Origin of the sequence: Catenulispora rubra, from assembly GCF_015356825.1 — a bacterium.
GTDB lineage: Bacteria > Actinomycetota > Actinomycetes > Streptomycetales > Catenulisporaceae > Catenulispora > Catenulispora rubra.
In genome coordinates this window covers 48322-61701 of the sequence record NZ_JAACYW010000009.1, presented here as the reverse complement: position 1 = coordinate 61701, position 13380 = coordinate 48322, and the positions used below count along the sequence as shown (strand labels likewise).

Annotated in this window: 11 protein-coding genes; all 11 read right to left on the bottom strand. The window is 72.3% G+C overall.

Going from position 1 to position 13380, the window contains the following annotated elements; all coding sequences use genetic code 11:
• Positions 1 to 376: 376 nt before the first annotated feature.
• Genes GWK61_RS05085 through GWK61_RS05035 form a run of 11 tightly spaced genes read right to left on the bottom strand, consistent with a single transcriptional unit; the run spans position 377 to position 13380 of the window.
• The gene (locus tag GWK61_RS05085) at positions 377 to 1366 is read right to left on the bottom strand and encodes an amidohydrolase family protein (protein ID WP_194905472.1); all 990 of its coding nucleotides are present in this window, start codon (positions 1364 to 1366) and stop codon (positions 377 to 379) included.
• The gene (locus GWK61_RS05080) at positions 1366 to 2214 is read right to left on the bottom strand and encodes an enoyl-CoA hydratase/isomerase family protein (RefSeq protein WP_194905461.1); all 849 of its coding nucleotides are present in this window, start codon (positions 2212 to 2214) and stop codon (positions 1366 to 1368) included. Before GWK61_RS05080 ends, GWK61_RS05085 begins: the two co-directional genes overlap by 1 nt.
• Complete coding sequence (locus tag GWK61_RS05075; RefSeq protein ID WP_194905459.1) at positions 2211 to 3881, bottom strand: AMP-binding protein; 1671 nt, start codon at positions 3879 to 3881, stop codon at positions 2211 to 2213. The genes GWK61_RS05080 and GWK61_RS05075 overlap by 4 nt, the downstream gene beginning before the upstream one ends.
• Positions 3878 to 5644, bottom strand: a complete 1767-nt coding sequence (locus tag GWK61_RS05070) for a CocE/NonD family hydrolase (RefSeq protein ID WP_194905457.1) — start codon at positions 5642 to 5644, stop codon at positions 3878 to 3880. The genes GWK61_RS05075 and GWK61_RS05070 overlap by 4 nt, the downstream gene beginning before the upstream one ends.
• A 31-nt stretch (positions 5645 to 5675) precedes the next feature.
• Entirely contained in the window at positions 5676 to 6485 is an 810-nt protein-coding gene (locus GWK61_RS05065) for an SDR family NAD(P)-dependent oxidoreductase (protein WP_194905455.1), read from the bottom strand.
• Positions 6482 to 8035, bottom strand: a complete 1554-nt coding sequence (locus GWK61_RS05060) for an SDR family NAD(P)-dependent oxidoreductase (RefSeq protein WP_194905453.1) — start codon at positions 8033 to 8035, stop codon at positions 6482 to 6484. The genes GWK61_RS05065 and GWK61_RS05060 overlap by 4 nt, the downstream gene beginning before the upstream one ends.
• Positions 8028 to 9344, bottom strand: a complete 1317-nt coding sequence (locus GWK61_RS05055; RefSeq protein WP_194905451.1) for a beta-ketoacyl synthase N-terminal-like domain-containing protein — start codon at positions 9342 to 9344, stop codon at positions 8028 to 8030. The genes GWK61_RS05060 and GWK61_RS05055 overlap by 8 nt, the downstream gene beginning before the upstream one ends.
• Before the next feature lie 4 nt (positions 9345 to 9348).
• Complete coding sequence (locus tag GWK61_RS05050; RefSeq protein WP_194905449.1) at positions 9349 to 10680, bottom strand: beta-ketoacyl-[acyl-carrier-protein] synthase family protein; 1332 nt, start codon at positions 10678 to 10680, stop codon at positions 9349 to 9351.
• A gap of 2 nt (positions 10681 to 10682) precedes the next feature.
• Positions 10683 to 11567 (bottom strand): SDR family NAD(P)-dependent oxidoreductase, encoded by an 885-nt coding sequence (locus GWK61_RS05045; RefSeq protein WP_194905447.1) that lies wholly within the window; start codon positions 11565 to 11567, stop codon positions 10683 to 10685.
• Positions 11539 to 12360 carry an SDR family NAD(P)-dependent oxidoreductase gene (locus GWK61_RS05040; protein ID WP_194905445.1) on the bottom strand — a complete coding sequence of 274 codons (822 nt, stop codon included), beginning with the start codon at positions 12358 to 12360 and terminating at the stop codon, positions 11539 to 11541. The genes GWK61_RS05045 and GWK61_RS05040 overlap by 29 nt, the downstream gene beginning before the upstream one ends.
• A gap of 21 nt (positions 12361 to 12381) precedes the next feature.
• Positions 12382 to 13380 carry a ketoacyl-ACP synthase III gene (locus GWK61_RS05035; RefSeq protein WP_194905443.1) on the bottom strand — a complete coding sequence of 333 codons (999 nt, stop codon included), beginning with the start codon at positions 13378 to 13380 and terminating at the stop codon, positions 12382 to 12384.

Below are 13380 nucleotides of genomic sequence, written 5' to 3'. Positions count from 1 at the left end.
TCCGCTACATCCTCGGTCCCATCTTCCCAGCCGCTTGTTTCGTGGAGTATGTAGACAGATGATGCGGTGTAGTACCTGAGTCGGCTTGCAGGAAACCCGCCTGGAATCTTTGCCGATGATCGGGATTCTGTGCCTTCGTCCAGGCGCCATCGGGCGACCGCGGCAGGCGGGTTTCTTCCCAGGGCCGTACCTGGCGGCCGTCGCGGCGGCCCCTGTACTTGACCGCTTTAGATGATCAGCGGCTTGGTGGTGGGCTTCGGACTCGGCCTGTCAGCCGTTCGGCGCGAACACGGAAACCGCCGCTGAGCGCGGCGCGGCAGAGCCTGGCCGGTCAGCGGTGCGGGTCCGGGTGATGCGACACGGCCACGGGGCACCCTCATCCGTGGCCGGTGCGGCCGAGCAGGCCGGATGCGTTTCCGTACAGCCAGTCGTGGGCCACGGCTCCTTCGTCGCCGGGGTGCAGATCGCGGACTTCGGCCGCGAGAGTCGCGATGGGAATTGGGTTCACCCACGTTGAGGTTCCGAACATGATCTTGCTGCGGCACGCGCCCCGGCCGTAGCGCAGCAGCGGTTCCCAGCCGGTTCCGGGCTGGGTCATGAGTGAGGGGCGGTGAGAGGAGATCTCCAGCAGGACGTTGTCATGGCGTGCGGCGATCATGAGCGTGTCCAGGAGTGCGGGCCAGCCCGCGTGCCCGGCGACCACCGTGATGTGGGGATAGCGCGCGGCCAGGTGGTCCACGTGCCGCCAGGTCGAGATGTCGGCGGGTACGGCGGACGCGAAGTGGTGGCCGGTGTGCAGCCAGAGCGACAGCCTCGCTTCGTCGGCCAGCTGGAAGAGGGGGGCGAATTCCTCGTCGGTGACGTCGACCGCGTCGAGGAAGGGAATGATGTTGAAGCCCGTCATCTCCAGGTCCAGGCAGCGAAGCAGCTCACGGACGGCGGCGGCCGCGCCGTCGCGCAGCGTGATACCGCCCCACGCGTGGAACCGGTGCGGTGCGTGGGCGGCGATCCGTGCCACCCGGTCGTTCACCCCTTCGCCGCCCGGTAACCGGGCCGGACTGCCCATGATCACTTCGGCCCGCACGCCTTGTTCGGTGCGCTCGGAGATGTACGCGTCGAGGTCGAACGGCTGCCGCCCGGCGGGAAGCAGGATGTCGACGGCCCCCGTGGGCCCCGATTCACGCAGCGCCGCGCGGTAGGACCCGAGGTCCGCGCCGAAGTACGTGGTGAAGGACCTGGCGAACACCGCCAGATAGCGCGGCGCGTGCCGGGCGAGCCTGTCGAGGTAGGCGCGCCATCCTTCGTCGTCGTAGACCAGGGAGCAGACATCGATGATCGGAGCCTGCTCCGGGAGTGCGGCGGCCATCAGTCGCCGGTGAAGTTCGGCGGGCGGCGTTCGGTGAAGGCGCGCAGCCCTTCGCCGCTGTCCTGCACCTCGGCGTGCGTCCGCAGGTGATACGCGTCCTGCAGGCGCAGGCCGGTCGTGGCCGGCTGCCCCCAGCTTCGCTCGCGGAGCTCCTTGAACAACCCGATCGCCCGGGTCGGTGCCTGAGCGAATCCCCCGACCAGGCCGGCCAGCTCCTTGTCGAAGTGCTCTGCCGGCGCCACCCGGTCGGCCAGGCCGATGGCGAGCGCCTCCGCGGCCGGGACGAGGCGGCCGGTGAGGTAGATCTCCGTGGCCCGGCCGGGCCCGACCAGCCGGGACATCAGGACCGCGTGACCGACGTGGCCCACGCCGACCAGGCAGCTGCCGATCCGGGCCGAGTCCGCGAGGAGCCGGTAGTCCGCGGCGCACGCGATGTCCGCGCCCGCCCCGGCGGCCGCGCCCTCGACCGCCGCGACCACGGGCTTCGGGGCGTTCAGCATCGCCTCGCAGATCCGCAGGTAGTAGGCGTCCGAGGTGAGGTGGTCGAACGGCGCGGCGGCCCGGTCCCCGTGGCGCCAGCGCTCCACGGTCGCGACGTCGTCGCCCGCGCAGAACGTACCGCCCGCCCCACGCAGGACGATGACTCGCGCCTGCGGGTCGCCGCTCGCGACCACGAGCCCCCGGAGCAGGTCCCGGGCCATCTCGTGAGTCAGGCTGTTGCGTCGCTCCGGACGGTTGAGGGTGAGCGTGGCGACACCTTCCGAAAGCTCGGCCAGCAGTGTGCCCGCCGTGCCGCGTTCCTCGGCGAACGCGGCGAAGCCCGGTCGGACCCAACCGGGATCGTTCATTTCAGTCCTCCCATGCCGAGCCGGAGGCCGGCGGCCTCGCGGTCCCAGGTGTCGATGGTGATCCCCTGCGCGCGCAGCACGGCCTTGAGCGGCTTGCCGGTAGGGGTTTTCGGGATCTCGTCGACCACGCGGAAGTATCGCGGAACCATGAAATAGGCCATCCGGGGGATGAGGAATTCGACGAGTCGTACCAGGTCGAGGCCATGGTCAAGGCCATGGTCAAGGTCAAGGTCAAGGTCCGGGTCCGCGTCCTGGTCCGGGCCGGCGCCGGATACCGGCGCGAGCACAGCGAGCACGTCGTCCTCGCCGTGCTCGCCGGGCACCGCGACGACGGCCGCCTCGCGAATCGCCGGATACGCCAGCAACTGGGCCTCGACCTCGATGGAGGAGATGTTCTCGCCGCGCCGCCGCAGCGAGTCGGTCATCCGGTCGACGAAGGTCAGGCTGCCGTCCGCCTCCTGGCGGAACCCGTCGCCGGTGTGGAACCAGCCGTTGCGCCAGGAGGCCGCGGTCGCCTCCGGACGGCCGAGATATCCGTGGGCGAAGGCCCACGGCCGGTCCGCACGCAGCAGTAGTTCACCGACGGTCCCGGCCGCCACCTCGCGGTCGTGCGGATCCGCGATCCGGGCCTGGATCCCGGCTCGCACCCGGCCGCAGGTCGGCGCGGCCGGGTTCGGCTCCGAGACGATCGGGCAGGAGAGCTCCGTCATGTTGTAGAGCCCGTAGACGTCGACGCCGAAGCGCTCGCCGAATGCCATCGTGTCCGCAGTCAGCGGAATGATGTACACGAGCCGCAGCGGATGGCCGCCGGGTGCGGGCCCTGTGCCGTCCTTGAGCAGGAAGCCTGCCATGACCCCGAGCAACGTGCACCCGGTGGTGCGGGTGCGGCGCACGACGTCCCAGAACTCGCCGGTCCGGAAGCCGGGCACCACCGCGATCGATCCGCCGACGACGAGCATCCCGTACGCGCCGATCATCCCGCCGGCATGGAACAGCGGCAGGTTGAGCAGGTACCGGTCGCCGGCGTCCATCCGGCCGCGGAAGGCCGCGGTGCAGCTGGTGAACAGGTGCGCGTAGGAGGAGACGACGCCTTTGGACGGTCCCGTGGTACCCGACGTGTAGACGACACTCTGGACATCCCACGGCTGTAACGGCTCCGGTTCCCGGAAATCGCCCACCGGCGCGTCGAGCCCCCGAACCATGTGCGGCGCGAGGTCGGCGACGGCACCGTCGCCGAGCACGACCACGGTCCGCAGGCGTCCGGGATCGACTGCCGCCAGGGCGGCCGTCAGCTCCGGAACGGTCACCAGGATGGCCGCGCCGCTGTCGGCGATGACGTGCTCGAGGATCGATCCCTGATACGCGGTGTTGATCGGCACCGAGACCGCGCCGGCCAGGTTGGTGCCGAACCAGACCCGCAGCGCGTCCGCGCCGTTGGGCAGCCAGATCAGGACCCTGGTTCCCGGGTCGGCGCCGAGGCGCTGCAACGCGGCAGCGGTGCGGGTCGCCCGATCGAGGGTGTCGCCGCGGGACCACTCGGTGCCGTCGGGGAACACCGCGTAGACGGCTTCCGCGTCCTGTGCCGCCTGGCGGCGCAGCAACGGGCCGAGCACACAGTCGTCCGCCTCGGGTACCCGCGGGTCGGCCGGGTCCAGAACGGCTGTCACCGGGCCTCCCCGGCATCCGAGTCGAGAACCCACAGGCTGAGGTGTGAGGGACGCGCCGCCCCGTGCCACACCCGCTGATCGGCGACCTCGGCACGGGTGGTGAGGCCGATCGGATCGCCGGTGTTCAGATTGCGGTCCAGGTGGGGGAAGTTGCTGCTGGCCACGTCGAGGCGGATCCGGTGGCCCGGGGCGAAGGACCAGGCGCTGTCTCCGAGTTCGATCCGGATCTCGACGACCTCGTCGGGCGTCAGGAGCGTCTCGCGATCGAATCCGTCGCGATGACGCAGGCGCAGGCTGCCCTCGGCGACGATCAGGGCCCGACCGTCCGGGTGCACGTCGACCAGCTTCGCGATCACGTCGGTGTCCGGCGCGCTGCTGGAGAAGAACAGCCGGACCCGGTGGCGCCCGACCGCGACCAGCGGCCGGTCCAGTATCGGCGACGTGTAGCAGAGCACGTCGTCTCTGGCCTCCAACCGGCCCTGGTCGAGAGGCCCGCCTGCCAGCCGGCCCAGGTGCAGGACCCGGCCGCCGTGGCTGGGAACGGGATCGTGCGGGTCGTAGCGGTATCCGTCGGAACGAGAGCTTTCCGGGTCCGGCTTCGGAAGCAGGCGGCCCGATCCCGCCGCCGTGCGAGCACCGCTGTCGCCGTCGGCGTCCAGGTACCAGCAGATCTCGCTCGCGCTCTGGACCGGCCAATCGTCCGCCTCGCACCACCGGTCGGCGCCCATGAGGAAGTACCGAACCGCGGCCGGCTCGGACCTGGTGGGCGCGGTGGGCCCGGTGGGCTCGGCGGAACCGCAGCCTGCTGATTCACTGACACAGTGGCGATCGAAGAACTCCAGGTGGGCGGCGGGAAGTCGGCTGCCGAGCCCGGAACCGAACAGCCCGGTGTTCAGCTCGCCCTGGACCTGCGGCAGGCTGCCGGAATGGGTCCAGGGCCCGACGATCAGGCGGTGGCGCCCCGGCTCCGCGTCCTGGGCGCGCATGGCCCGGAACAGCGAGACGGTGCCCGTCGCGAACACGTCGTACCAGCCTGTGACCGAAAGGGTGGGCACCCGGATCCGCGCGCAGTCGACCTCGATCATGCTCGCCGCGCCGCCCTCGATCAGGTCCCTGACTCCCGCCGGGACCCCGGGTACGTCGAGCAGTTCGACGAGCGGCAGGTGCCGCATCGCTCCGGTCGGGTCCGTCAGGATGTCGGCGACGGCGCGCGCGGCGGCCGGATCGACGGCGGTTCCGGTGGCGACGGCGCGCTGCATCCAGTCGGCCGCCGTGAGCGCCAGCCAGCTCACGATGTGGTCCAGCCGCAGTGCGCCGCCGGTCTGTTCGCGGTCCAGGGACAGCGACGTCGTCATCGCCGGCGCGATCGCGCGCAGGTGCGGCGGGTCCTCGGCGGCGGCGAGCCACTGGACGATGCCGAGGTAGGAGGTCCCGGCCATGCCGACGTTGCCGTCGCACCAGCTCTGCACGGCCGTCCATTCGACGGTGTCGTATCCGTCGGGGCCCTCGTGGTCCCAGCTCAGCGGCCGCCACTGTCCCGCGGAGGAGAACCGGCCGCGCACGTCCTGGACCACGGCCGCGTAGCCGGCGGCCACGCACTGAGCCGGGGACAAGGTGTCCAGGCGCAGGTCCGCCTTCCCGTAGGGAGTCCGGAAGACGATCGCCGGATGCCGCGCCCCGTCGTCCGGGCGCCACACGTCGGCGCGCAGGACCACGCCGTCGCGCATCGGAACGGCCACCTCGTGCTCGATCAGGGTACGCATTCCGGAAGTACCTACTCCTTCGTCTGCCACGTCACCCTCGCCGCCGGCCGTCCGGTACGGCGGCGGGGACCGCCGGGGAAAACGCATAGCGGCTCAGGCCGCCGACCGCGTCGGCGTGCGAGGCGACGGGCGCGACCGGGACCAGGGGGCCGACGGCCATCCGGGCGGGCCTGGTGACGACCCACGCCACCGTCTCGGCGACGTCCTGGGCCGAGAGCACGTCCGTTTCCGGCACGCCCTGCGACGCGGGATCGGCGGCCAGCCGGGTGTGCACCCAGCCGGGGCAGACAGCCGCCGCGCGCACGCCGCGGTCTCGCCCCTCCTCGGCGACCAGCTCGGTCAGCCGGTGCAGCGCGGCTTTGGTCACGCCGTAGCCGCCGGTGCCCGGGACCGCCTGGAGCCCCGCGGCGGAGCCGATGGCGACCACCCAGCCGTAGCCGCGGTCGAGCATCGACGGCATCAGCTCACGTACCAGAAGGAAGGGCGCGGTCAGGTTGAGCGTGAGCATCAGGTCCCAGTGCCGCGGCGCGGTCTCGTGCACCGGACCGAGCCGGACCGCGGCCGCGCTGTAGACCAGCAGGTCGATGTGTCCGAGCCGGTCCCGGACCGTCTCCACGCAGGACGTGACGCCGTCGGCGGCGGCGAAGTCGGCTTGCACGGTCAGTGCCCGACCGCCCTGGTCGCGGACCGCGTCCGCCACCTCGCCCAGTTCCGCGGCGCGGCGGGCGGCGATGGCGACCGTCGCTCCTTCGCGGGCGAGGGCTACGGCGGTCGCCGCGCCGATGCCGGAGGACCCGCCCGCGACCAGCGCGGTGCGTCCGGCGAGGGGCCCGGCCGTCACCGAGCCTCACCGACCAGGCGCGGGTCCGCTCCGAGGACGCCGTCGGGTCGAGCCAGCGGCGGCAGGCCGCCGAGGCCGTAGCCGCCGTCCACCCGCAGCCGGGCTCCGGTCAGGTAAGCCGCGGCCGGGCTGAGCAGGTAGCCCAGCACCGCTGCGACCTCGGCCGGCTGACCGACCCGGCCCGCGGGAATGCGCTTGAGCCAACCGTCGCGGAAGTCCGGACCCGCGGCCTGGCCCATCGCGGTCTCGATGATGCCGGGGCAGACGCAGTTCACCCGGATCCCGTGGCGCGCGGTGGTCGCCGCGAGGCAGCGCGAATACTGCACCATGGCCGCCTTGCTCGCCCCGTAGGCCTCGACCTGGGCCACCGGGACGGACGTGCTGCCCACCGAGGCGACGGCGGCGATCGCTCCGGGGGTCGCGGTGTCGATCCACCGGCGCACGAGTGCCGCGCTTAGGATGCGGTAACCGCCGAAGTTCACCGCGAACGTCCGATCCCAGGCCTCCGGCCCGGTGAGCGCGGATCCGAACTCGAGGTGTCCGGCAGCGTAGAGCAGCTGGTCCACCCGGCCCGCGATCTGCCACGCCTGGTCGGCGAGGGCGGCGACCGCGTCGCCGTCGGCGGCGTCGCAGGGCAGGACCCAGGCTCGGCGGCCGAGCTCGGTGATCCCGCTCGCGACGTCATCGAGTTCGGCGCGGCGGCGCGCGGTGAGCACGACGTCCGAGCCCTGCGCGGCCACGTGCAGCGCTCCGGCTCGACCGATGCCGCTGCTCGCGCCCACCACGAGGGTCACCGGGCGCCGGGCCGGCCCATCAGCGGACTGCGTTGCGCCGGGCGGCGTCGTTGTCGGCTGTCGGGAGCTCGGCACCCCGGGTCGAGGAGCGGGAATGAAGTCCAGATCCATGCCGCCGTCGAGCGGGATCGTCTCGCCGACCAGGTAGGACGAGCCCGGCGAGGTGAGCAGGCCGAGCACTCCGGTCAGGTCGGCCGGCTCGGCACAGCGGCGGATGACCAGGTGGCGCAGCAGCTCGGACTCGGTTCCGGGCGAAAGCGTGTGACCGAGGAAGGGCGCGTATCCGAACGCGGCGATGTTCGCCGCCACCCCGTCGGCGGCCACCGTCGCGGCCAGGTGACGCCACCACGTCAGATCCGCGGCCCGGGCGGCGGCGCGCTCGGGCGATCCGCCCGTGTGCACCTGCGGGCCGCTGTCCGTGACGAGCACCATGCGGCCTCGTCCGCGGCGAGCCATCGCGCGGGCGACGGCCAGGACGCGCTCGCGCGGCAGCTGACGGAACGGGTCGGCGGCGGCGGCGCCGTAGGCGTCGTTGCCGACCAGTGCTACGCAACAGATCTCCGGTGTCCGGTCCGGCGCGGCAGACGGGTCGGCGGACGTGTCGGCGAACAGATCGGTCCCGCACTCGGTCAAGGCTGCACGGATCGCGGCGTCCGCTGTCGGATCGTCGGCCAGTACCAGACCGGTGGTGTGCGAACGGTCGCCGCCCACCGACACGTCGGAGGGTATCCGGAAGGAAAGAGAGGTATCAGGCATCGATCCCACCGCTCAGCCGCTCCACGAGCACGGTCGTCGCGTCGCCGCCGGCGCCGGCGGCGACGACCAGCGCCGCGTCGCCGTCGGTGGCCCGGGGCGCGCCGACCACCGGGTCGGCAGCGAGCGCGCTGTAGGGCTCCCGACAGTTGACCACCGGGCCGACGGTGCCGTGTTCGAGCATCATCAAGGTGCCGAGCAGCCGGACCAGGCCGCCGGTCCCGGCGACGTGTCCGAACGCGGCCTCCTGGTTGGTGACCGTGAGCGGTCCGGCGTAGTCGAGGGTTTCGCGGACCTGGGCGACCACGGCACAGAAGTGGTCTTCCACGAAGCGATTGCCGTCGGCGTAGTCGTCGACGAACGCGATCCGGCCGGGTGTCCGGTCCGCCGCGGCGAGCACGGCCACGATGTCGTCGGCCACCCGGTCCGGCGGCCCGGTCGCCACGACGCTCGGACCGTTGCTGCGCGAAGTCCGGGTGTGGAGCCGCCATTCGGTTCCGGAGGATCCGTCCTTCGCCCCGCGTGTCTCAGGGTTCTCCAACACCACGGCGACGGCGCCCTCTCCGGTCGCGTTGCCGTCGAGCAGTTCGTCGTGCGGCCGGATCGAGGCCGGATCCGCCGACAGCGACGAGGCGCGGTACCCCTGTCGGCTGGTGTACACGGCGCTGGCGACGTAGACCGGATCCACCGCTGTGTCCACGCCCACGATCACCGCGCGATCGGCGTCTCCGGAGCGGAACATGCCCAGGACGACTTCCAGGGCCCGCAGCGGGACGTTGCAGGAACCCGCGAGGTTCAGCGTCGGGCACGTGATGCCCAGGGTGGTGGCCACGCTGCCGAGCACGGCCGGCGGTGTGCCGGTCATCCAGTAGTCCATGCCCAGGTTTGCCGGACCACCCGCGGCGAGCTTGTCGAAGTACTGTCCCGCCTGCGCGAACGCGAACTGGAGCGAGGCCGACACCAGGACGGTGCGCCCGTCGTCGAGCTCTTCGGGGGTGAGCCCGGCATCGGCCAGGGCGGCGCGCACCGCGCCGAGCGCCAGCAGCGACGCGCGCGCGGCGCGGGACGCGAACTTCTCGCCGATCTCCAGCTCGCGGACCGGATCCCAGCCGGACACCAGGCCGGCGATGCGCAACGGTGAGCCGGGGTACTCGTACTGCGACAGGCAGCACAGACCGCCGTGCACGATCTCCCAGAAGGTCTTCAGGTCGGCGCACGCGCCGTCGGGCCCGGGCAGGACCACTCCGGCGCCGGCGAGCCGGACGCGCGCGGATCGCGCGGGGGCGAACCGCACCGCACCCCCTTGAGTCATCGGCTCAGCAGGCATTCGCGCCCTCCAGGAGAATGGCGCTGGTCACGCCGCCGATCTGGTAGTTGAAGCTGAGCGCGTGGTCGAAGGCGAGCGGACGGGCCTCGGTCCCCGGCACCGGGTCGAAGCCGCAGATCTCGTCCGGCTGTTCGCAGTTCGCCGTGGGGCAGACCCGGCCGCGGTCCATCATGAGCAACGTGGCCGCGACGCCGAGGTTGCCCAGGGGCGCGCCGCTGTGACCGAAGCACGCTTCCTGCGAGCTGACCAGGACATCGCGCGCGGCCGCGCCGTACAGGTCGCGGACCGCGTTCGCCTCGATCAGCGTGAACAGCGGATCGCCCTCGGCGCCGCCGTTGATGTAAGGGATCTGATCGAGGCCGACGCGGTCGGCGACGCACGCGCGCACCGCCGCGGACAACGCCGAACCGCTCTCGTCGATGGACACGGCGCTCGGCAGGCCGCCGCGGGTGGTCGCCTGCGCGAGCAGCCTGCCGTACGGCCGCGCCCCGCGCCGGTCGGCGTGCTCGCGGCTCTCCAGGATCAGCGTGACCGAGCCGTCGCCGAAATTCACGCAGTCCGAGCGGCGGTCGTAGGGCCGCATCGGGTGGTCGAAGCGCGGGGCGGTCGGGGGCGCGCTGTTGTGCGTCGCCGTGATCCCGGTCCGCTCCGCGACCAGCCGCAGCCGGTCGGCGTGCCGCATCCGCTCGGTGTCGAACACGTCCACGCCGGTCACCACGGCCAGGTCCGACTCGCCGCTCTCGATGAGTCTGCGCGCGATCCCCAGCAGCACCGCGGACGAGGCGCAGCCGCAGGTGACCGTGTAGCTGGCGCCGGTGCTGCGGGTGAGCGCCGTCTGCACGCTCCCCACGTCATTGGAGGTTCCGGCGATCACCAGGCGGACGAACAGTGCTTTGGCGTCCTCCGGGCTGATGCGCTCCGGGTCGGCCTGGTACCAGGCGAGGTAGCTGTCGAAGTTGCTGTCGACGCCGGCACGCGCGGTGAGCACGGCGGCGTCCGCGAGCTCGCCGGCCCGGAAGTCGAGCTTCGCGTCCGAGCAGGCCTCGACCAGCGACAGCAGGCCGTACCGGTGCACGTTGGCGTAGTGCCGGGTATGGCGTTGCGGGATCTCCGGCAGCTTGTCGGCGAAGTGCCGTTCCGGCAGGTCCACCAGGCCGTGGAAGAACCCGTCGTGGTCCAGCATCGAGCGCCCGCGCGAGACGACGTCCCACAGGTCGTCGGCGGTGGACACCGGGCCGGTCGGACCTCCGGGCAGGCAGAAGCCCATCCCCGTCACCAGCGCGTCCCGGGCGCCGCGCGGCACCGTTTCCCCGCTGCTCATGCTCACAGCACTCCCGCGTCGACGCCGAGGATCTGGCCGGTGACACCGGTGGACAGGTCCGACAGAAGGTAGAGGACGGCGTTGCTGACCTCGTCCGGTTCGACGAGGCGGCGTAGGGCCGTGCTGCGCACCGCCCGGGTGAGGTAGCGGGACCAGTCCAGATCCGCCGGGCCGTGGTGGCGCGCCAGGCTGGCCATGAACTCGTCGGCGTATCGCGTGGGGTCGGTGGTGCCGGGGGCGCGGGTCAGGCCGGGGGCGACCGCGTTGACCCGGATGTCGAACGGGCCGAGTTCGGCGGCCAGCGCGTACATGAGTCCGTGCAGGCCGAACTTGGCGGCGCAGTAGGCGGTGTTGGACGGCAGTCCCCGGCTGCCCGCGATCGAGGAGACCAGGACGATGCCGCCGGACCGGCGCTCCATCATGCCCGGCACGACCAGCCGGCAGATCCGGAAGGCCCCGTTGAGGTTCACGTCGATCGTGCTGGTCCACTGCTGCTCGGTCTGCTCGCACAGGAAGACCTGACCGTGTGCCCAGCCGGCGGAGTGGGCCAGCAGGTCCACGGGCCCGAGCAGTTCCTCGGCACCGCGCACCGCACGCTCGAGCGCCGCGGCGTCGGCGAGGTCCGCCGGGGCGGCCGCCGCCGCGCCTCCCGCCTCGGTGATGTCCTTGGCGAGCGTGTGCAGCTCCTGCTCGCTGCGGGCCAGCAGGATCGTGCGGGCTCCGGCGGCGGCCAGGCGCCGGGCGGTGAGCTCCCCGATGCCGCTGCTCGCGCCGGTCACCAGCACGGTCCGCCCGGTCAGCAGTCCGCTCGCGAACCCGGCCGGCGGGCCGGCCGTGGGTTGCGGCGGTGCCGCCTGCTCAGTCGTAGACCCGCTTGGGTAGTCCACCGCCGTCGACCTCCAATACGTTTCCGGTGAGGGATGGGTTGTCCGCCGCGAAGGCCACGGCGGTCGCGATGTCGTCTTCTTCACACCAGCGTTGAAGGGGGACCTGGCGTCGCAGGCGCTCCATGTACGCGGCGTGCCGCGGGTTCGCCGCACTGCGCTCGCGAAGCGTGCTGCCGTCGAGCACGCCCGGTGCGACCGCGACCACGCGGATGCCGTACTCGCCCAGCTCGACCGCCCAGGTACGGGTCAGCGACTCCACACCGGCCTTCGCCGCGGCGTAGGCCGACTGGCCGTAGGAGCCGGATCGCACCGTCGAGGAGATGTTCACGATGACGCCCGGGGTCCCGGCGGCCAGCATGGCGGCGGCGGCGTGCCGGCCGACCAGGAAGACCCCGGTCAGGCAGAGTCCGATGACGCGCTCCCAGGCGTCGGTGGGGTGCGCGCGCAGCTCGCGCCGGTCGGCGCCGGCGACGCGGACGAGCTGGTGGTTGAAGTTGCGGCCCGCGTTGTTGACACACAGCCGCAGCGGTCCGCGGCCGGCCAGCTCCTCGAACAGGCCGGCCACCGAGGCCTCGCTGGTCACGTCGGCGGACGCCGGATGCAGCCTCAGCCCGTCGGCCGCCGCCTCGTCGGCGGCGGCCTCCAGTGCCTTCTGGTCGCGTGCGGCGATGACGACGTCCCAGCCGGTCCCGGCCAGGTGCCGGGCGATGGCCAGCCCGAGCCCGCGGCTGCCGCCGGTGACCAACGCCAGGCCGCGACCGGCGCCAGAATCAGGGTTCACGGATGCGTTCACGGGTTCACCGCACCCGGTGCCTCAGAGCTCGAACAGCAGACCTCCGTAGAACCAGCCGGACCCGACGGCGGGGGTGAGACAGAGGTCTCCACGGCGGAACACGCCCTTCTCCAGATGTTCGGACACAGTGGTCGGGATCGAGGCGGAGCCGGTATTGGCCCGCGTCTCGAAGGTGGTGACGAACCGCTCGGGGTCGATGCCGAGCCGCTCGCGCACGGCCGCGTGGATCGGGCCGGTGCCGGGATGGGGGACGAACCAGTCGATCTGGTCGATCTTGAGGTTGTTGCGCTCGAGCAGCTCGGCGGCGACGGCGGTGTTGGACGCGACGCCCAGCTCGACCAGTTCGGGCTTGCTCTTGATCCAGCCCAGCGGCGGCCGCACCGTCACCGCCTCCGCCGACTCGCCGGCACTGTGCAGCAGGGAGTCGATCAAGCCTCGGCCCGCGTCGGGTCCGCGCTTCTCCAGCACGGCTGCGCCCGCGGCGTCCCCTACCACCAGGGTCCCCTTGCTGCCCGGGCGCACCCGGCGGGAGAAGTGCTCAGAGTTCACGACGACGGCGACTCGCCACGACGGGTTCGCGGCGAGCAGGGCGGCCGCGGTCTGCACACCGTGCACGAATCCCGTGCAGGCGCCGCAGACGTCGAAAGCGAGCGCCCGGTGCGCGCCGAGCCGCAGAGCGACCTGCGGGGCCAGTTCCGGTACCAGCTGGCGTTCGGTCCAGTTCCCGAGCACCAGCAGGTCGACCTCGCCGGGGGCGCGGCCGGCCCGCTCCAGAGCGGCTGTCGCGGCCCGCGCGGCCATGAAGTCGATCGTCTCGTCGTCGGCGGCCACGTGCCGGCTGCGCACCTCGACCGAACCGATCACCGCCTGGTCGACGGCATTGCCCTCGGCGCCGTCCGCGAGATCCGAGTTGTGGACGAGGTTGCGGGGGTAGTAATGGCCGAATCCGGTGAAGCCGAGTCCGGCTCGGGCCCAGATACCGCCGTCAGTCGCCGCGGCGCCGGCGCCGATGCTCTCCAT